Origin of the sequence: Pigmentiphaga sp. H8 (assembly GCF_003854895.1) — a bacterium.
Classification (GTDB): domain Bacteria; phylum Pseudomonadota; class Gammaproteobacteria; order Burkholderiales; family Burkholderiaceae_B; genus Pigmentiphaga.
In genome coordinates, this window is the sequence record NZ_CP033966.1 from 5,521,666 (window position 1) to 5,540,778 (window position 19,113).

19 protein-coding genes are annotated in these 19,113 nt (G+C 70.3%); 5 read left to right on the top strand and 14 right to left on the bottom strand.

Annotated features, from left to right (window positions below):
- Positions 1-7 precede the first annotated feature (7 nt).
- Both EGT29_RS26055 and EGT29_RS26060 read right to left on the bottom strand, forming a co-directional pair.
- Positions 8-634 carry a response regulator transcription factor gene (locus EGT29_RS26055; RefSeq protein ID WP_124691722.1) on the bottom strand — a complete coding sequence of 209 codons (627 nt, stop codon included), beginning with the start codon at positions 632-634 and terminating at the stop codon, positions 8-10.
- Entirely contained in the window at positions 631-2,889 is a 2,259-nt protein-coding gene (locus tag EGT29_RS26060; protein WP_124691723.1) for an ATP-binding protein, read from the bottom strand. Before EGT29_RS26060 ends, EGT29_RS26055 begins: the two co-directional genes overlap by 4 nt.
- Before the next feature lie 206 nt (positions 2,890-3,095).
- On the opposite strand from EGT29_RS26060, the gene EGT29_RS26065 reads away from it, so the two are divergent.
- A complete protein-coding gene (locus tag EGT29_RS26065; protein WP_124691724.1) occupies positions 3,096-4,175 on the top strand; it encodes a hypothetical protein in 1,080 nt (359 codons plus the stop codon).
- Here EGT29_RS26065 and EGT29_RS26070 read toward each other — a convergent pair.
- The 5 genes from EGT29_RS26070 to EGT29_RS26090 are packed head-to-tail and all read right to left on the bottom strand — an operon-like array spanning position 4,157 to position 9,410.
- Positions 4,157-5,536, bottom strand: coding sequence for an NtaA/DmoA family FMN-dependent monooxygenase (locus tag EGT29_RS26070; RefSeq protein WP_124691725.1), 1,380 nt, complete (start codon positions 5,534-5,536; stop codon positions 4,157-4,159). The genes EGT29_RS26065 and EGT29_RS26070 overlap by 19 nt on opposite strands.
- A 5-nt stretch (positions 5,537-5,541) precedes the next feature.
- On the bottom strand, positions 5,542-6,672 hold the full coding sequence (locus tag EGT29_RS26075) for an LLM class flavin-dependent oxidoreductase (RefSeq protein WP_124691726.1): 1,131 nt from the start codon (positions 6,670-6,672) through the stop codon (positions 5,542-5,544).
- A 20-nt stretch (positions 6,673-6,692) separates the two neighbouring features.
- The gene (locus EGT29_RS26080) at positions 6,693-7,490 is read right to left on the bottom strand and encodes an ABC transporter ATP-binding protein (protein WP_124691727.1); all 798 of its coding nucleotides are present in this window, start codon (positions 7,488-7,490) and stop codon (positions 6,693-6,695) included.
- 17 nt (positions 7,491-7,507) lie between these two features.
- Positions 7,508-8,524, bottom strand: coding sequence for an ABC transporter substrate-binding protein (locus tag EGT29_RS26085; protein WP_161567985.1), 1,017 nt, complete (start codon positions 8,522-8,524; stop codon positions 7,508-7,510).
- Between the two features lie 46 nt (positions 8,525-8,570).
- The gene (locus EGT29_RS26090) at positions 8,571-9,410 is read right to left on the bottom strand and encodes an ABC transporter permease (RefSeq protein ID WP_202865572.1); all 840 of its coding nucleotides are present in this window, start codon (positions 9,408-9,410) and stop codon (positions 8,571-8,573) included.
- 159 nt (positions 9,411-9,569) lie between these two features.
- Here EGT29_RS26090 and EGT29_RS26095 point away from each other — a divergent pair, with 159 nt between their 5' ends.
- Together EGT29_RS26095 and EGT29_RS26100 are read left to right on the top strand one after the other, a co-directional pair.
- A complete protein-coding gene (locus EGT29_RS26095) occupies positions 9,570-10,586 on the top strand; it encodes an aldo/keto reductase (RefSeq protein WP_124691730.1) in 1,017 nt (338 codons plus the stop codon).
- A gap of 62 nt (positions 10,587-10,648) precedes the next feature.
- A complete protein-coding gene (locus tag EGT29_RS26100) occupies positions 10,649-10,882 on the top strand; it encodes a hypothetical protein (RefSeq protein ID WP_124691731.1) in 234 nt (77 codons plus the stop codon).
- Between the two features lie 7 nt (positions 10,883-10,889).
- Here the strand turns inward: EGT29_RS26100 and EGT29_RS26105 are convergent, their stop codons facing one another.
- Complete coding sequence (locus EGT29_RS26105) at positions 10,890-11,174, bottom strand: hypothetical protein (protein WP_124691732.1); 285 nt, start codon at positions 11,172-11,174, stop codon at positions 10,890-10,892.
- A 131-nt stretch (positions 11,175-11,305) separates the two neighbouring features.
- On the opposite strand from EGT29_RS26105, the gene EGT29_RS26110 reads away from it, so the two are divergent.
- Positions 11,306-12,445 carry an alpha-hydroxy acid oxidase gene (locus tag EGT29_RS26110; protein ID WP_124691733.1) on the top strand — a complete coding sequence of 380 codons (1,140 nt, stop codon included), beginning with the start codon at positions 11,306-11,308 and terminating at the stop codon, positions 12,443-12,445.
- Positions 12,446-12,483: 38 nt separating this feature from the next.
- The gene (locus tag EGT29_RS26115) at positions 12,484-12,906 is read left to right on the top strand and encodes a hypothetical protein (RefSeq protein WP_124691734.1); all 423 of its coding nucleotides are present in this window, start codon (positions 12,484-12,486) and stop codon (positions 12,904-12,906) included.
- Between the two features lie 16 nt (positions 12,907-12,922).
- On the opposite strand, the gene cls is transcribed toward EGT29_RS26115, so the two are convergent.
- From cls to EGT29_RS26145, 6 genes are all read right to left on the bottom strand, one after another.
- A complete protein-coding gene (gene cls / locus EGT29_RS26120; protein WP_124691735.1) occupies positions 12,923-14,359 on the bottom strand; it encodes a cardiolipin synthase in 1,437 nt (478 codons plus the stop codon).
- An 18-nt stretch (positions 14,360-14,377) separates the two neighbouring features.
- The gene (gene def / locus EGT29_RS26125; protein ID WP_124691736.1) at positions 14,378-14,911 is read right to left on the bottom strand and encodes a peptide deformylase; all 534 of its coding nucleotides are present in this window, start codon (positions 14,909-14,911) and stop codon (positions 14,378-14,380) included.
- A gap of 118 nt (positions 14,912-15,029) precedes the next feature.
- On the bottom strand, positions 15,030-16,016 hold the full coding sequence (locus EGT29_RS26130) for a tripartite tricarboxylate transporter substrate binding protein (RefSeq protein WP_124691737.1): 987 nt from the start codon (positions 16,014-16,016) through the stop codon (positions 15,030-15,032).
- A 41-nt stretch (positions 16,017-16,057) separates the two neighbouring features.
- Positions 16,058-17,047: a zinc-binding alcohol dehydrogenase family protein gene (locus tag EGT29_RS26135; RefSeq protein ID WP_124691738.1), complete on the bottom strand. Its 990-nt coding sequence runs from the start codon at positions 17,045-17,047 to the stop codon at positions 16,058-16,060.
- A 25-nt stretch (positions 17,048-17,072) separates the two neighbouring features.
- A complete protein-coding gene (locus tag EGT29_RS26140; RefSeq protein WP_124691739.1) occupies positions 17,073-17,999 on the bottom strand; it encodes a dioxygenase in 927 nt (308 codons plus the stop codon).
- A gap of 73 nt (positions 18,000-18,072) precedes the next feature.
- Complete coding sequence (locus EGT29_RS26145) at positions 18,073-19,101, bottom strand: tripartite tricarboxylate transporter substrate binding protein (protein ID WP_124691740.1); 1,029 nt, start codon at positions 19,099-19,101, stop codon at positions 18,073-18,075.
- Positions 19,102-19,113: the final 12 nt, after the last annotated feature.

Genomic DNA, 19,113 nt, shown 5'->3' on the forward strand with positions numbered 1-19,113 from the left:
GCCGCCGTCAGACCAGGCCGAAGGACTTGGCGCGCAGCGCCGCCTCGGCGCGCGAGGCGATGTTGAGCTTCTCGTAGATGTGCTTGACGTGGTCGCCCACGGTATGGCGCGAGATGCCCAGCGCGGTGGCGATCTCGCCCAGCCGCAGGCCGCGCGCCAGCAGCACCAGCACTTCGTTCTCCCTGGCCGACAGCGGGCTGATGACCGTGGCCGGCCGCAGGCGGAAATGATCCAGCAGCCGGCGCGCGATGGCGGGGGACAGCGGCGGCTGGCCCTGGGCGATGCCGGTCAGCATGGCCGCGAGCTGGGCCGGCGGATGCTCCTTCAGCACATAGCCCTGCGCGCCGGCCTGCAAGGCCGCGAACAGCTTGCTGTCCTCGCCCGTGATGCTGGACACCACCACGGTGCAGCGCGGATGGCGCAGCGTCAGGGTGGCGATCAGCTCGGTGCCGTCGCCATCGGGCAGGCCCAGGTCCACCAGGGCCAGGTCCGGCACCCGCTCGGCGATGGCCGCGCCCGCCTGCGCCAGGTCCTGGCCGCAGCGCACGTGCGCCTCCGGAAAGGCCAGCATCACGGCCTCGTTCAGCATGGCCGCCGCTTCCGGCAGGTCCTCGACGATCAGGATGTCGTTCATGCCCGCACCTCCGCCGGCGCCGCCGGCTCCACGGACGCTCCGGCCACGGGCCCGGCCCCCAGCGGCAGGAAGATCCTCAGGATGCAGCCGTCCTCGCCGCGTTCCAGCCCGACGACGCCCTGGTACTCGGCCAGGCGCCGCCGCATGCCGGCCAGGCCCAGGCCTATGCTGGCCGGCCCCAGGACGGACGCGCCATGGCCCGCGCCGCGCATGCCGTCGTCCACCATGACGATGTCCAGCCGGCCGTTGCCCGCCCGCACCTCCACTTCGATACGGGTCGGGCCGCCGTGCTTGAGCGCGTTCGACAGGCCCTCGCGCAGGGCGCGTTCCAGGGTGGCCTTCATCCGGGCCGGCAGGGCCGACTGCATGTCGGGCAGCGGCATGGCCGGCACGAACTCGTTCCAGACGAAGTCCACGCCCGCCGCGTCGCAGCGGGTCGCCATCTCCGCGCGCCAGTCGGCCAGGGCATCGGCCAGCGGCAGGCTGTGGCCCTCCAGGGCCGACAGCGTGGTGCGCAGGTCGCTCATCGCCGCGCGCGCGACATCGGCCGCCACGCCGTCGCCCGCGCGCGACGCCTGGTGGATCAGCATCAGCAGCCGCGCGCCGATGTCGTCGTGCATGTCCTGCGCGATGCGATGGCGTTCTTCGCGCACGCCCCGCTCGTAGGAATCGCGCCCCTCGCCCGCCTTCTGCACCAGGCTGGACAGCGATGCCGCCAGCTCGGCGTCGTGCGGCGCGAACAGCCGGCGGCCGCGATCGGCCAGTCGCAGCACCCGCGCCTCCAGGCCGCCGCAGGACGGCACCCACAGCGCCTGCCCCGACTCCAGCAAGGTGGCCGAACGGGGATCCTCGGCCTCGGCATGGGAAAGGCGGCGGATGTCCAGCGGATCGAACAACTGCCCCAGCAGCGCGTCCCACCTGCGCTCCTGTTCCCCGCGCGAGGGCGAGAACGCGATGCGGATCAGGTCGGGGAAGGCGGAGTCGACGCGCGCCCCCCGGGCACCGGTCAGCCGGCGCCACAGCCACTGGCGGAACGGGAAATACAGCCAGCCGCACAGCAGCAGCGACACGCCCATCGAGAACATCGGGTTCCAGCGCAGCCAGACGATCAGGGCCGCGTCCATCAGCACCACCGCCAGCGCTCCGGCCAGCCACAGCAGGATCCGGTAGGCCCAGCGGTCCAGGTCGAACAGCCGGTACCGGCGCAGGCCGAACGCAAGCCCGACGTAGATGATCAGGAAGTAGCCGAAGGCGTAGCCCTGGGAGATGGGCGGAAAGAAGCCCAGCACCTTGGACCCGGTCGTGGAAAAGACGAACAGGCCGCTGCCCACCAGCATGGACAGGGCCAGCCAGCGCAACGCGGCCCGGTCCAGCGGACGGCCGCGGCTCATTCTCCACTGCACGCCGGCCAGCGCGATCGCGCCCAGCATCTCGGACATGATGCCCATGCGGGTCCAGTTCTGGCTGGGCAGCCACTGCATCGTGTCGGCCAGCCACCAGCCCCCATACACCACGGGCAGCGCCCACAGCGCGCCCACCGGCACCAGCCGCCTCGGATAACACAGGAACACCGCCAGCAGCGCGCATCCGAACATGAAGGCGCCCGCATGATTGGCGGCGGACAGCGCGTGGAACATTTCCCCGCCCAGCGCCAGCTCGCGGCTGCTGTAGATCGCCGCCGGCACCGCGAACGCGGGGAAGGCCAGGCCGGTCAGCGCGAACATGCCCGCACCCAGGTCCGTCGGCCGCAAGGCCCATACCCAGCATGCGATCAGGCACCCGGCGAAACTGACGGCGAGCTGGAACCAGAACGTCGCCGGCAGCAATCCCAAGGGGCGGGCCGCGGGCGTCCACACCTGCGTCGCGCGCGAGCCGTCGGCCTTCGTCCATTCGGCCTGCACGGGTCCGTCCAGCAGCGCGCGGAACTTTCCCTGCCTGTCGAAGAACCGGTTCATGCGCGCGTACTCGTCGAAGAAATCGGGCTCTTCGATCAGGTCGTCGGATTCCACGTCCAGGCCGGCGCGTTCTCCCGGACGCGAGAGAGCCAGGCGCGACGCGCCCTCCTCCATGCCCTGGGCGGGACCGCCGGGCAGCCCGCGCGCGCGCACGTTGCCGGCTTCGCCCACGGTGAATGCGATGCCCAGCCAGGGCGTCTGCAACGCCCCCCAGGTGGCCGCCGTGGCGGCGGCCGCGCACAGCGCCAGCACCGCCAGCAGGATGCGGGCAGGCACGGCCAGGAACGAATGGATGGACATGTCGGGATTCCAGCGGCGATCGGGACGCGAACGGGAGCGGCACGCTGATGATGAAGAAAGACCCCGGCCAGTACAAGCCATTCGTCGCCTGCCGGCAACCCCGTGTTCGCGGGATTGTCCGCCGCGCCCCACATGGGAAGAATCGCCGGACACCACCCGGCCGGCCGCGAACGCGGCGGGTCCCAACCACGCCACGAGGGTATTCCATGATGAAGCTACCGTTCTTCCCGCCACGCGCCGCGCGCCTTGCCGCGTGCGCCTGCCTCGCACTTGCCCTGGGCGCCTGCGGCGGCGACGGCGGCTCTTCCTCCGGCGGCGCGAGTCCCCCGACACCGAAGACGGACACGCTGTCGGGCACGGCGGCCACCGGCGCCGCCGTGGCCAACGCCACCGTCACCGTCGTGAACGCGGCGGGCGCCACCGCCACCGGCAAGAGCGGCGCCGACGGCCGCTACAGCGTCACCATCGAATCGGCGCCGCCCTACCTGCTCAAGGTCTCGACCGGATCGGGCACGCTGCTGTACTCGTTCGCGGCAGCGGCGGGCACCGCCAACATCACCCCGCTGACCACGCTGGCGCTGCATGACGCCGGCGGCAGGAAGCCGCTGGCCGCGCTGTTCGAGGGCTGGAAGACCACTCGCCTGGCAGGCGACGCGATCACGGCCGCCGCCAAGCGTGTGAACGCCAACTTCGCCGCGCTTTATACGGCCAAGGGCGTGGATCCCAAGACCTTCGACTTCTTCAGCCGCGGCTTCGCCGCCGACGGCAAGGGCTTCGACGCGGTGCTGGACGGCATATCGATTTCGCTCAGTTGCTCCACCACGTCCTGCTCGGAAACGATCAAGGTCGGCGAAAGCGTCATCACCTATGATTTCTCGATCAGCGTGGCCGGCATCTCGTTCAGCGGCGGCGGCACGAGCAGCACCATCCCGGCCGGCTCGAAGTGGGAACTGAACGTGCGGGGCTCGGCCAACGGCGTGCCTTTCGAGCAGACCATCGGCAACATCGAATTCGGCGCCGTGCCGGCCTCCGCCGACGGCGCCCGGCAGGTGGTGCAGCAGTACGGCGACATCTCGGGCGGCGTGTCCGGCCCCGGCGTCAGCCTGAGCTACAGCTACAGCGACCTGTCCACCAGCTACGAGGGCTGCGGCGGCTGCGGCGTCGGCAGCACCATCGTGCTCAAGAGCAAGGGCTCGGTGTCGGTCTCGGGCACCGCCAACGGCATCACGATCCCGCCCACCACGACCCGGTTCGACTACACCTATACCTACAAGCGCACCAGTTGATCCCGGTCCCGGCGGGAACCGGGCAGGCCCAGCCCCAGGTGATCCCTGAAGGTCGGGCCTTCGTAGTCCAGGCGGAACAGGCCGCGCCGCTGCAGCACCGGCACGACCCGTTCCGCGAATGCCTCGACGGCCCCAGGCACGTAGGCGGGAAATATGTTGAAACCGTCCGCCGCCCGCTGGTCGAACCAGGCCTGGATGAAATCGGCGACCTCCTCGGGGTTGCCCACCACGATGGCCCCCATGGCCCCCGCCGTGTCGATCAGGTCACGATAGGAAATACGCGCCGGCCCCGCCAGCGACCGGCGGGTACGGCGGGTGGTCTCGTCGATCAGCCTGCGCCCCGCTTCGGACGCCTGCTCGTAAAGCGCGGGCGCCACGGCGGCGCCTGGGTCGTTGCCGCGCACGTCCACGCCCAGGGTCTCGGACAAGGCGCTCAGGTTGCGCCGGCGGCCGCGCCCCAATCCACCCTTGCGCACCTCGCCCGCCTCCTCCTCCGGATCCAGCGGCAGGAAGCCGTTCAACCGGTCGTAGATCGCCACGGCTTCCTCGGTCGTGGGCGCGACGATGGGCGTGAGGCCCGGCAGGATGGCGATCTCGTGTTCGCCGCGTCCGTAGCGGGCGGCGCGCTGCTTGATGTCGGCATAATAGGCCTGGGCCGACGGAATGTCGGGCTGGCCGGCGAAGATGACGTCCGCCTCGCGCGCGCCCAGTTCGCGCGACCGGTCAGAGGTACCGGCGTGCAGGATCACCGCATGGCGCTGCGGCAGGCGTGGAACGTCCAGCGGACCAGCGATGCGGAAGTGCCGTCCGTCGTGATCCAGCGGAACGCCCGCGGGAGCCTCGGCCGACGGCGCGCCGTCCCACAATGCCTTCACCACGTCGACGAACTCGTCGGCCCAGTCGTAGCGCTTGCCCGTTTCCCAATGCTCGGTGCGGCTGAAGTTGGCGGCGGCGATGTCGTCGGCGCCGGTCACGATGTTCCAGGACGCGCGGCCCGCGCTGACGTGGTCCAGCGACCCCATCAGGCGCGCCACCGAATAGGGGTCGTAGTAGGTGGGATTGGCGGTGACGACGATGCCGATCCGCGACGTGGCGGCGGCCAGGCTGGCGGCCGTCGTGAACGGCTCCAGCCGCGACATCTGCGCGGGATTGGTGCGTTGCAGCCGCGGATCCGTGGCCAGCCGGTCGCCCAGGAACAGGAAGTCGAACCGGGCCCGCTCGGCGACTTGCGTCACGTGCTGCAGGAACTCGATGTCGAACGCCGCGTCTTCCCTGGCGTCCGGCAGGCGCCAGCCGGCGGCGTGGGTGCCGGTGGCCCAGAACATCAGGCCCAGGTGCAGGCGGCGGGTGGGGTGGCTCATGGCGGTCATCCGTTGACGGGTTGCGGAAGGGAAGCATGGCGATTGGCGGGACGAGCCAGGCCCAGCCGCCCGCGCAGCGTGAACGCGGCGGCCGCGGCCGCAGGCCCGATCGCGCCGCGCCGGACCAGCGCCGGCACCACCTGTTCCGCGAAGCGGGGCCCCTGGCCGGCCTCGGGCGCGGGCAGCACCGCGAAACCGTCCACCACGCCGTGTACCACCCAGGCCTGCAAGGTGGCGGCGATTTCGTCCGGCGTGCCGATCACCGCGACGGCGTCGGGACGAGCGGACACGCGGGCGCGCAGCCGTTGCGCTTCGTCGGGCGTATCGGCCACCCAGGGCACGATGGGCGCGAGCGCCAGCGGCGGGTTCGCCGCGCGCCCCTCGCGCACGGCCAGCGCGCGCAGCGACTGGGCCGCCTCGCGCACACCGCCCTCGTCCCCGGCGGCCACCACCACGACATCGGCCTCTGCCGCGGCCCACGGGCGCGACGCAGGCGAGCGTTCGACATGGACCAACGGCAACTGGCCCTGCGGCGGCCGCGCGACGTTCAGCGGCCCCTGGACCTGGAAATGCTCGCCCCGGTGCGCGATGGCATGGACCTTGTCGCCGTCCACGAAGCGGCCGCTGGCCTTGTCGCGCAGGAAGGCATCGTCCTCCCAGCTGTCCCACAGCGCGCGCACCACGTGCAGGAACTCCCGGGCATGCCGCGCGGGATCCGCCGGCGCGGCGCGATCGCGCACGCCGAAATTGACCGCCGCCGCGCGCGCCGGGTCGTGCACCAGGTTGAGCGCGGCGCGTCCGTGGGTAATGTGGTCCAGCGAAGCCGTCAGGCGGGCCAGGTTGAACGGTTCGTAGTAGGCGGCGTCGGCCGTCACGGCCAGGCCCAGATGACGGGTGCGCGTCGCGACGAAGGAGGCGGCGGTGAACGGATCGATGCGCACGCGCGGTGCGGCGCCTGCCACCCGGGGCTCGTCGTCGAGCACCAGCAGATCGAAGCCGGCGCGCTCGATTTCCCGCGCGAGGCTGCTCAGCAGCGACCCGGCGAACGCCGTCTCGCTCGAGGGCTCGGCGCCGCGATGCACGTAGGCCAGCAGCAGGCCGCCGGCGCGCGAAAGGGGTGCGGATGTGGAGGACATGAGGGTACCGAGGGTGAAGGTCAGCGCGCCGTGGCCAGCGCGCGCAGGGGGACGCGGGCCGGCGAAGCGCCCGCGTCCATCGCATGCAGGGCGTCGTAGATCGACGCCTCCAGCTTCAGCAGCGCCAGGTCGCCGCGCCGGCGCGGTCGCGGGACGGCCACGCGGAAGGTGTCGTGGATCCGACCGGGCCGAGGCGACAGCAACACGATGCGGTTGGCCAGGAACACGGCCTCGCCCACGTCGTGCGTGACGAACACCACGGTGCGCCGGTGCGCCTGCCAGATGCGCACCAGGTCCTCCTGCAGCCTGATGCGGGTGATGTGATCCACCGCGCCGAAGGGCTCGTCCATCAGCAGCACGCTGGGCTCGTTGGCCAGCGCGCGGGCGATGCCGGCCCGCTGGCGCATGCCGCCCGACAGCTGGTGCGGATATTTGTCGCCGAAGCCGGCCAGGCCCACCAGCTCCAGGTAGGCATCGGCGGTCCGGCGCCGCAGCGCCTTGTCGCGCCCCCGGATCTCCAGGCCCAGCTGGACGTTGCGCGCCACCGTGCGCCACGGCATCAGCGAGGCGTCCTGGAACACCACGCCCACCGAGGGAAACGGCCCGGCAATGGGCCGGCCGTCGAACAGGGCCTGCCCGGTGGTGGGACGCTGGAGGCCGGCCAGGATCTCCAGCAGGGTGCTCTTGCCGCACCCGCTGGGACCCAACAGCACGACGAACTCCCCCTCGTCTATCTCGAGGTCGATATCGGCCAGGGCATGCACGGGCCGGGTGCCGCCATAGACCTGGTTCAGCTTGCGGATCGAGAAGATGGACACGGGGCGACTCCTTGCGATCAGCCTTTCAGGGCCGCCGATTTATCGGGATACTGGAACGGCTTGATGTATTCCCGGGGAACGAAGCGCAGGTCGATGTACTTCTTCGCGTCATATGGCGCCTTCTGGTTCTGCTGCTCGATCTCGATGCGCTGCGTATCCTGGATGGCGACCGGATCGACGTCGGGGTTGTTGTCCCAGACGTCGTCTTCCTGCCGTAGCGCCAGTTCGACGGCGCGCGGATTGAGCTTGAGCCGCGCCTGCAGCCACGGCAGGTACTCCGGGTAGTTCGCCTTGGCGTAGGTGTAGGACTTGAAATAGGCCCGCAGTCCGCGGCGCAGCAGGTCGGGATCGTTCGCGATCAAGCGGTCGCCCGCGATCAGCACGCCGGTGTGATAGGTTGGCAGGTAGTCCCAGCCCCGGGCCAGCGTGCGGCTGGTCTTCTCCAGTTCGCCCAGCGCCGCGAAGGGCTGGTGGATGATGGTCGCATCGACCTGGCCGGAAATCAGCGTGCCGTAGGCCTGCTGGGTCGAGCCATTGCCGAACAGCGTCACGTCGCGGCGCGGATCGAGACCGTTGCGAACCAGTATCGTGCGCAGCACCGTATCCAGGTTCGAACCCGCGTGGGCGTTGCCCACGGTCTTGCCCTTCAGGCCGGCAATGTCCTGGATGCCCGGACGCGCGATCAGGAAGTACGGTCCCTTGCTGCGAAAGCCCGACGACACGATCTTGATCGGCGCTCCCAGGGCGGCGGCGCGCAGGTAGACGCTGGTCGGCCCGAACGCGAACGACAGCTCGCCGGTGGCGACACCGGTCACGGCATCCTGTACGTCCACGAACTCCACCTCCAGGCCTTCTTCGCGGAAGAAGCCCTTCTGGACGCCGAAGGCGATGGGCTGCTGGGTATAGCTGTTGGTGGCAACCAGCTTGAGCTTCTTCGTCGCGGCGCCCTGCGCGGACGACAGGCCGGGAACGGAGGCGGAAAGAGCCGCCAGGGCGGCAAGGCGCGACAGCGTGTCGCGTCGGTTCTTGTTCATGATGGAATCCACAGGAAATCGAAACAGGAAAATGACTGCGCGGCGATCACGCATGCTTCCAGCGGAGCAACACCCGTTTCTCCAGTTGCTCGACCGCGAAGATGATGAGCAGCGCGAACACGGTGATGGTGGCCACCAGCGCGAAGACGGCGGCGGTGTCGTAGACGCCGGTGGCCCGGTTCAGCAGATTGCCGATGCCGGCCTTGGACGCGACGATCTCGGCCAGCAGCGCGGCCACCACGCACATCACCGCCTCGACACGCACCGCCGCCATGATCGAGGGGATGGCCGACGGCAGGACCACCTTGAAGATGCGCTGCGCGGGCGTCGCACCCAGCACCTGCGCTACCTTCAGATGGTTCTCCTGCACCTGGCGGATACCCGCGATCGTGTTGAACACGAAAATGAAATAGCCGAACAGGAAAACGATGAAGACCTTGTGCGCATAGCCGATGCCCAGGTACAGCGTAAGCAGCGGAATGATCGCGACCTTGGGGACGGCCATCAGCGCGACCAGGAACGGATTCAGGAAACGGTGGACCGCCGGCAGCAGGCCCATCACCACCCCGGTCGAGACGCCGGCCACGAACGCGATGGCCACGCCCAGCAGCGCCTCGGACAAGGTCACCAGCAGGTGGCGCAGCAGGCCGTCCTGCGTCACCAGGCGGGGAAAGGCTTCCAGGACCTGCGTGGGCGATGCCAGGTAGATGGGCTTGACCGCGCCGCTGTCCACCAGGAACTGGATGGAGAACAGGACGGCGGCCAGCAGCAGGACCTGTCCGGCCACGATCAGCAGCGCGGCGGGCACGCGTTTGCGCGGCCGGGGTTCGCGGGCCGCCAGGGAAGGGGCGGGTACGGCATGAAGATGCGTTGGAAGGCTGGACATGGCGGCACGGCGGCGGGACATCGGAGGGCCACTCTATGCCGCCGCCGGCCGGCGCCGAAGGAATTTGTCCGCATATGCAATGCCGTAAATCGCATTTCCCCCGCGCCACCCCGGTTGCTAGATTGCCGGTTTCGGCACTCTTCGCCCGTGGGATCATTCATGCGCTACATCGATCTGGGAACCACCGGCCTGCGCGTATCGCGGCTGGCATTCGGCGCCTCCAGCTACGGCTCCAGGGACTGGATGCCCTGGGCCCTGTCCGAGGACGACGCCCAGCCCCACTACCGCGCGGCGTTCGAGCACGGCTTCAACCTGTTCGACACCGCCGAGTCCTATTCCAGCGGCCTGAGCGAGGAAATCCTGGGCCGCGCCATCAAGCGCTACGGCACGGGCCGCGACCAGGTCGTCATCGCCACCAAGGTGGGCCTGGCCAAGGGCGAAGGCATCAGCCACGGCCTGTCGCGCAAGCGCATCCGCCACGCCATCGACGACAGCCTGCGGCGCCTGGGCACGGACTACGTCGACCTCTACCAGATCCACCGGCTCGATCCCCACACGCCGCTGGAGGAAGTGATGCTGGCGCTGGACGACGTGGTGCGCGCAGGCAAGGCGCTCTACATCGGCGCCAGCAGCATGCACGCCTGGCAGTTCGCGACCTTGCAGCAACTGGCCGGGCGCGACGGATTGACGCGGTTCTCGACCATGCAGAACAAGTACAACCTGCTGTATCGGGAAGAAGAGCGCGAGACCTTGCCGCTGTGCCTGCACCAGAACGTGGCGGTGCTGCCCTACAGTCCGCTGGCGCGCGGCCTGCTGGCGGGCAGCCGCAGGCACGACACCGAACGGTCGCGCGTGGTGCGCGACTTCGCGCGGCCCGAGGACGAACAGGTGGTGGACCGCGTCATCCAGGTCGCCGCCGAGCGCGGCGTCAAGCCGGCGCAGATCGCGCTGGCCTGGCTGCTGCACAATCCGGCGGTGACCGCGCCCATCGTCGGCGCCACGCGCGCGGGCCACCTGGACGATGCCGTGGCGGCGCTGGACATCGCGCTCGACGCCCAGGAACTGGAACGGCTGGAAGCGCCATACCTGCCGCAGCAGGTACAGCTGGATCGGAACGTCGCGCCCACGCCGGGCCAGACGGCATCGCCCGATGTGCTGCGGCTGTTCCGCCGCTAGCCGATCCGGCGGCGGTGCGCGGCACGCCGCTTGCTGCGGGACGTGCTTTCAGGAGACCTCCCATGAAAGACCGCTCGTCCCACACGCCCGCCAAGCCCTCCACTGTCATACGCCAACGGCCGACCGATCCCAACTGGCTCGGCGTCGGTTCCGAAGGAGAAGGACGCCCGCGCGAGCCGGTCGAGCCGCAGACCGGCTCGGAACCCGCCGACGTCGGCCGGAAGATGCCGGGGGAGGTCCCGTCCGCACCGGGCAAGCCGCCGTCGCGTCGGGGTCGCGATCCCGACCTGGCCTGAAGCCTCGTCAGTCTTCCTCGTCTTTCCCGCCGCGCCGCTCGTTGCCCGCCGCGCCGTCGCTGCGCACCTCCACGTCGGCCCCCTGCTGGCCGCGTTGTGCCGGGGTGAAATCGTCGGACCCGGGCAGCGTCCCGGTCCTGGCCTCCGTGCTGGCTTGTGCCGTCCCCTGGTCGAATTCCGTCGTCGCCCCTTCGGGACCAGGCGGATGATCCATGTCCGGACGCTGCGCGTCCTCGGACGAGACATGTTTCGGGCGCGGCGCGCCGGCATTGGGATCGGGAGGGGTTTTCATGGTCGGCTCCTGCTTGGATGGCGTCCGGGCAGCAGCATTCGTGCCCGCCATGATGGGCCGCCTTGCTCATCTGTAGCAAAATAGCGTCCATGCGGCCGCGCGCCGCGCCTCTCGAACACCCGGATTTCCCCATGCCCGTCATCACCTGCATCGAAGACCTGCGTCAGCTCGCCCGAAAGCGCGTCCCGCGCGCCTTCTACGACTATGCCGATAGCGGTTCCTACACCGAGTGCACCTACCGAGCCAATGCCGACGACCTGGCTGCCATCAAGCTGCGCCAGCGCGTCGCGGTCAACGTCGACAACCGCTCCACCCGCAGCACCCTGCTCGGCCAGGAGGTCAGCATGCCGGTGGCTATCGCCCCGACCGGGCTCGCGGGCATGCAATGGGCCGACGGGGAAATCCTGGGCGCGCAGGCCGCCGAACAGTTCGGCATTCCGTTCACGCTGTCCACGATGAGCATCTGCTCGATCGAGGACGTGGCCGCCGCCACCACGCAGCCCTTCTGGTTCCAGCTCTACGTGATGCGCGACCGCGAGTTCATCGCCGACCTGATCCAGCGCGCCAAGGCGGCCCGGTGCTCGGCCCTGGTGCTGACCCTGGACCTGCAGATACTCGGCCAGCGCCACAAGGACCTGAAGAACGGCATGACGGTGCCGCTGCGCCCCACGCTGGCCAACCTGCTGGACCTGGCCAGCAAGCCCGCCTGGGCGCTGCGCATGCTGGGCGCCCGGCGCAAGACCTTCGGCAACCTGGCCGGCCACGTCAAGGACGCCAACGGCATCAACAGCCTGGCCCGCTGGACCGCCCGCCAGTTCGACCCCACCCTGTCCTGGAAGGACGTGGAGTGGATCAAGCAGCAATGGGGCGGCAAGCTCATCATGAAAGGCATCCTGGACCCCGAGGATGCGCGCATCGCCGCCTCGTGCGGCGCGGATGCCATCGTGGTCAGCAACCACGGCGGCCGCCAGCTCGACGGCGCGCTGTCGTCCATTGCCGCGCTGCCGGCGATCGTCGAGGCGGTCGGCGACCGCACCGAGGTCCTGTTCGACGGCGGCGTGCGCAGCGGGCAGGACGTGCTCAAGGCCCTGGCCCTGGGCGCGCGCGGGGCGATGATAGGCCGCGCCTTCCTGTACGGACTGGGCGCCATGGGGCGTCCGGGCGTCGATGCCGCGCTTGGTATCATCCAGCGCGAACTGGACGTCAGCATGGCCCTGACCGGCACGCGCACCATAGACGAGATCGGCCCCAACATCCTGATCCGCCCCTGACGAGACCCCTCCCCCACCCACCCGTCCTGGAGAATCCCATGAAGGTCCTGTTGCCCGGCCTGGCGGCCGCCCTGCTCCTGGTGTCCGGCTGCGCCACCACCGAGGAAACCAATTCGGCCATACGGGCGCGCTGGATAGGCCAGTCCACCGACGCATTCTTTTCCCAATACGGTCCGCCGCAGCGCTCGTACAAACTCAACGACGGCAGCTCGGTCTACAACTGGCGGGGCGGCGAGAAAAGCATCCAGTACGCCGCGCAGTACCGCGACGTGCCGCGCGACAAGGATTCCAAGAAGACCGACCGCGTGATGGTTTCGCCGGCCCGTACCGAAGAGCTGTTCTGCGAACTGCAGATCAACGCCAGCGCCAATGGCAGCATCACCGCCATCCAGACCACGCGCGAATCGTCGGGCGCCGGGTTCAGCTTCTCGCGCTGCGCCGAACTGTTCGACAAGCGCTAGTCGCGGCGCCCCGGCCTCAGAGCACCGGCGCGAACAGCCGCGCCACATGCATGACGACGCGCGGCAGCAGGGGCACGGCATCCCATTCGCCCTGCCCCACCTCCTTGGCCTGCGCGAAATCGGCCAGCAGCATGGCTTGCGCCTGGGCCGCGAAAGCAGGGCTGACGGTCAGCACGCTCAGTTCGAAGTTGAGCCGGAATGAGCGGTTGTCCAGGTTGGCGCTGCCCACCGCCACCGTGTCGTCGTCGATCAGCATGACCTTCTGGTGCAGGAACCCCGGCTGGTAGCGGTAGATCCGCACACCGGCGCGCACCGCCTCGTAGGTGTGGAACAGCGACGCCTGATAGACCATGAAGTGATCGGGCCGGCACGGCAGCAGTACCCGCACGTCCACGCCGCGCAGCACCGCCAGCCGCAGCGCCGACTGCACGGCCGAATCGGGCACGAAGTAAGGCGAGGTCAGCCAGATGCGCCGCCGCGCCGCCTGGATGGCCTGGGCCATGAACAGCGAGCCGGTTTCCTGGTGGTCGGCCGGACCGCTGGCGATGGTCAGGCAGGTCATGTCGCCGGGCGCTTCCTCGGGCATGGCCAGTTCGGGCAGGGTCTGCGTGACCCAGTACCAGTCTTCGCTGAACGTGCGCTGGATCTGCGCCACGATGGGTCCGGCCAGGCGGATGTGGGTGTCCCGCCACGGCGACAGCCGCGCATTGCCGCCCAGGTAGTCCTCGCCCACGTTGTGGCCGCCGACGAAGGCCACCTGCCCGTCGACCACGACGATCTTGCGGTGGTTGCGGAAATTCAGCTGGAAGCGGTTGCTGACACGGCGCACCGAGAACGCGTGGATCTGCACCCCGCCCGCACGCAGCGACTCGACGTAGCGGCGCGCCAGCGCGTGGCTGCCGATGCCGTCGTACAGGAAATGGACCTTGACGCCGGCGGCGGCGCGTTCAAGCAGGCGCCGGTGCAGCTCGCGCCCCAGCGGATCGTCGCGCACGATGAAGAACTGCACCAGGACGTAGCGCCGCGCCCGGTCGATGGCCTCGAAGATCGCATCGAAGGTCTGCTGGCCGTTCTCCAGCAGGCCGACCTGGTTGCCGACCAGGAAGCGGCGCCCCATCAATCGGTCCAGCGCCAGGAAGCGCCGCAGCGCCGGCTCCGTCGCGGCGTCGCGGCGCGCGGCCACGGTCAGTTGCGACTGGTTGACGTCGGCCTCGGTGCGCGCGCGGGCCCGCGCGCTGTTGAAGCGGTGTTCGTCCACGTAGCCGGCGAAGCGGCTGCGGCCCAGGAACAGATAGGGAATCAGCGTCAGGTAAGGGACGGAAACCAGCGCCACGGCCCAGGCCACCGCGCCCTGCGAGGTGCGGGTGTTCATGATCGCATGGCACGCGGCGATGACGCCCAGCACGTGAAGGGTGGCGACCTCCAGACCGATCGACAGCAGACTTTCCGCCATGTTGGCGACCTCCCGGTATCAGTCGTCGCGGTTCGGGTCGAGACCGGGGAACAACACTTCGGTGAAGCCGAACTTCGAGAAATCCTCGATGCGCGACGGGTACAGGCGTCCGATCAGATGGTCGCATTCATGCTGGACCACGCGTGCGTGAAAGCCGTCGGCCACGCGATCGATAGGGACGCCGGCGGGGTCGACGCCGGTATAGCGGATGGCGACGTGGCGCGGCACCGCGCCGCGCAGCCCCGGCACCGAAAGACAGCCCTCCCATCCCTCTTCCCTTTCGTCGGACAGGGGGGTGATGACGGGATTGATGAGGATGGTGCGCGGCACGGCGGGCGCATCGGGATAGCGCTCGCTGCTGTCGAAGCCGAAGATCACCACCTGCAGGTCGACGCCGATCTGCGGCGCCGCCAGCCCCACGCCGCCGGCGGCCTCCATCGTATCGAACATGTCCTGGATCAGCGCGTCGAGCGCCGGAGTGCCGGTCTCCTGAACCGGCTGGGCGACACGCAGCAGGCGTTCGTCGCCCATCTTGAGTATTTCGCGGATCATGGAACTGCCCTGGAACGGCCTTGCCGGGCCCCTTGCCCGGGTGACGCCTATCCAGATTGTGCCAGATCGGCACTGCCGCGACGCCCGCCGCCGGCCTGCCACGGCGGCGGGCGGGCACTCAGGCGTCGGCCTTGATGCCGGCCTGCCGGATCAATTGCGTGGTGGCGACCGCCTCGTCCTGGACGAAACCCGCGAACTGCGCCTGCGCCATGGGAGCGGGCTCGGCGCCCAGGGCCTCGATCCGGCCGCGTACGTCGTCGGCCCCCAGCGACCTGACCGTATCGTCGTGCAGCCGCGCGACCACGGGCCCGGGCGTGCGCGCGGGCAGGAACAGCCCCACCCAGAAGCGGTGGTCGGCATCGGCGAAACCGGCCTCGGTCGTCGTGGGCACGTCGGGCAGCACGGGCGAGCGGCGCGGCGCGCCTATGGCCAGCGGGGCCAGGCGCTTGTCGCGGATGAACGGCACCGCCACGGCCAGCGGCGCAACGAACCAGTCGAGCAGCCCGCTCATGACGTCCGTCAGGGCCTGCGGCGTGCCCTTGTAGGGCACGTGGGTGACGGTGATGCCGGTGGCGATGCGGAATTTCTCGCCGGCGATGTGCGAGGCGCTGCCGTTGCCCGAGGACCCGTACATGAACTTGCCCGGCGCGGCGCGCGCCTTGTCGACCAGGTCGCGCAGCGACCGGAAGCCCTTGTCGGGCGCCACCACGATGACGTTGGGCATGGACGCCAGCATGGTCACCGGGATGAAGTCCTTGATGGTGTCGTATTTCAGGCCCGGATACAGCGCGGCGTTGGCCACGTGGCCGGCGGAGTGGATGAGCGCGGTGTAGCCGTCGGGCTGCGCCGCGGCCACCTGCGTGGCGCCTATGGTGCCGCCCGCCCCGGGCCGGTTGTCGACGATGACGGGCTGGCCCAGCGATTGCTGCAAGCGGTCGGACAGCAGGCGCCCGATGACGTCGGTGGTGGAACCGGCGGTGAACGGGATGACCAGCCGCACCGGCCGGGCCGGATAGGCGGCCTCGGCCAGCACGCGGCCCGGCAGCACGGTGGCGGCGCCGGCCAGGGCCGCCCATTTGAACAAGTCTCGGCGTTGGGGGTTCATGTCTTGTCTCCTCTCGTATCTGTTGAAAATCATGCGTCGGTTCAGGCCGCCAGCACCAGGCGCTGGGGCGAACCGTCCAGCGTCCGGCGATAGGCCTCGACCGCGCGCTCCAGCGGCAGCACGCAAGCGTCTTCGACCGGGAAGGCGCGCAGCGCCCCCGACTCGAAATCCGGCAGCAGTTCGCGCAGGACGCCGGCGCTGCGGCTGGCGTCGAGCTTCAGGCTGTCCACGCCCAGCATCTGCAGGTTGCGCCGGTAGAAAGCCATGATGTCGAAGGGCACCACGCGTTCCGGCGACGAGATCAGGATCTGGCTGCCGCCTGTGCGCAGCGCCTCGAGCGTCGCGGCGAAGTACGGCGACCCGACGGTGTTGTAGGCGATGTCCACCCCCTGCCCGTCGGTAAGCGCCAGGATGCGCGCGGCCAGGTCGGGCCGGGTGCCGTCCAGCAGCTCGACGGGGCCGGACGCGTGGCCTTCGTAGCGGCCGGCATGGCGTTCCACGCCTATCACCGATGCGCCCAGGCGCGAGGCCAGCTGTATCGCGGCCTGGCCGACCTTGCCGTGGGCGCCCAGCACCAGCACCGTCTGTCCCGGTCCGCGCAGCCCCGCCCACCGCCATCCCTCGTGGGCGGTGACGAAGGGCACGCCGGCGGTGGCCGCCGAGGCCATGGGGATGGCGTCGGGCTTGCGCACCAGCGCCGCCACCGGCAGCACCAGGTGGCTGGCGTGGGTGCCGTCCCGGGTGATGCCCAGGTCGCCTCCGGTGCCCCAGACCTCCACGCCCAGCCACTCGCCCGGCCCGGCCACCACCCTGCCCGCGTAGTCGCGGCCGGGCGTGCGGGGCCAGACGGCGTAGGGCATCATGCCCATGGCCGCCTTCACGTCGCTGGGGTTGATGGCCGCCGCCCGGACTTCCACGATGGCGTGGCCGGGAGGCGGCGCCGACAGGGCGCCGCGGGCGATGTCCAGCGACAGCGACTCGGGCGTATCGCCGCGCGCCAGCAGGCGCAGGGCTCGGGTTTCGATCTGCATGATTGCGTTCTCCATGATGTGGGCCTTAGCGCAGCGGCGGGACCGGCATGTGCGTCTCGCCCGGTTCGAGCTTGAGTTCCACGTCCAGCCGGTAGCCGCCGGCGCCGTCGGGCATGAAATCTCTCAGCAGCGACCCCACCGCGCCGAAAGCGGCGTCCTCGTAGGCATAGGGGTCCAGGGCGTCGAAGATCTGCGTGGTCAGCACCTTGTGGCCCGGCGCCGCCGCGATGAAATGCAGGTGGGCCGGCCGCATGTGGCCGCGCCCCTGCAGGGCCAGCAGTTCGCCGCACGGACCGTCTATGGGCACGCCATAGCCCGAGGGCTTCACGCTGTCGAACCAGAAGTGCCCATCGGCGTCGGTCTCGAACACCGCGCGCAGGTTCATGTCCTCCTGGTCGGGGTCCTGGTTCTCGTACAGCCCGCTGGGAGCCGCCTGCCAGGTCTCGATCCGCGCGCCGGCCAGCGGACGTCCGTCCAGCGACACGACCCGGCCCCGCACGTGCAGCGGAACGCCGCTGGTATCCGCGCTGGCGATGCGGCTGCCGTTGGGCCGCACGGGCTGGCTGGCGCGCCAGAACGGACCGATCAGGGCCGGCTCGGTGCCGCCCGCCGCCAGCACGGCCTTGGCGTCCATCAGCAGGACCAGGGTCGCGAGCCCCAGGATGTCGGCCAGCAGGATGCCCTCGTGGCGCTTGTCGTGAGTGGCCTGGCCGACACGCACGCCGAAGTCCAGGCCCTGCTGCAGTTCGCCGTAGGTCAGCTGCACGTCGGCGGCGAAGGCGTGCAGGTGCGTGATCAGCGACGCCAGCACGGTGCGCAGGCGCGGATCGCGCGTGCCGGCGTTGGCTTCCAGCACGGCCTGCAGCAGCGCGGCCGGAGTGGCGGGAATGGTCTTGGACCGGGGCTCGCCGGCTGGCGCGGACGAGGAAAGCTGAGCCTGATCGGATGTCATGGCGGAAACCTGTGAACGAGTGGGGGCGGCCGCCCGCGGCATGCCGCGGCGGTGGCGACCGTCGTGGAAGCTGTCAGTCGACGCGGATATGGGCGGCCGCGGCCACCTCGGCCCAGCGCGGTGCCTCGTCGGCCACGCGGGCGGCCAGGGCCTCGGGCGTACTGGCGACGACCTCGAAGCCCTGGTCGGCGGCCTGCTTGCGGACGGCCGGCAGGGCCAGGATGCGGCGCACTTCGCTGCCGAACCGGCGCACCGCGGCGGCAGGCGTGCCGGCCGGCGCGAACAGCGCCTGCATGGTCTCGGAGCGATAGCCGGGATAACCGGACTCGGCCACCGTGGGCACGGCGGGCAGGTCCGGCCAGCGCGCCTCGCCGCCGACAGCGAGCGCGCGCAGGGTACCCGCCGCCAGGTGGCCGCGCGCGGCCGGCAGCGCGGTCAGCGCGCACTGCACTTCGCCGCTCAGGGCCGCCTGCACGGCCGGCGCGGCGCCCCGATAGGGCACGTGCGTCAGCGTGACGCCCGCGCGCCGCCAGAGCAGCTCGCCGCCCAGGTGCACGCTGTTGCCGTTGCCCGGGCTGGAGTAGTTCAGCGCGCCGGGCTGCCGGCGGGCCGCTTCGATCAGGTCGGCCAGGGTGCGCAGGCTGCTGGACGCGTTGACCACGATCACGTCGGGCGAGGTCACGGCCAGACAGACCGGCGTGAACTGCCGCACCGGATCGTAGGGTGGCTTGTCCGGCGCCACGGCGGGGTTGGTCAGGAAGGCCGAGGACACGAACAGCAGCGTATGCCCGTCGGGCGCGGCATTGGCGACCGCGGCGATGCCGATGTTGCCATTGGCACCCGAGCGGTTGTCCACCACCACCGGCTTGCCCAGCGATTGCGACAGATGCTGGGCCACCAGGCGCGCGACGATGTCCGAGGTCCCCCCCGGCGCGAACGGCACGACGATGCGGACGGCGCTGCGCGGCGCCCATTCCGTCTCGGCCGCGCGGGCCGCCAGCGGCACGCCCAGCGCCGCCCCGCCCGCCGCGATCAGGCCCACGGCCCGGCGTCGGCCGGGATCGGCAAGCCCCGGGTCTTCATTGCGCATTCTGGTCTGCATGGCTGTCTCCTT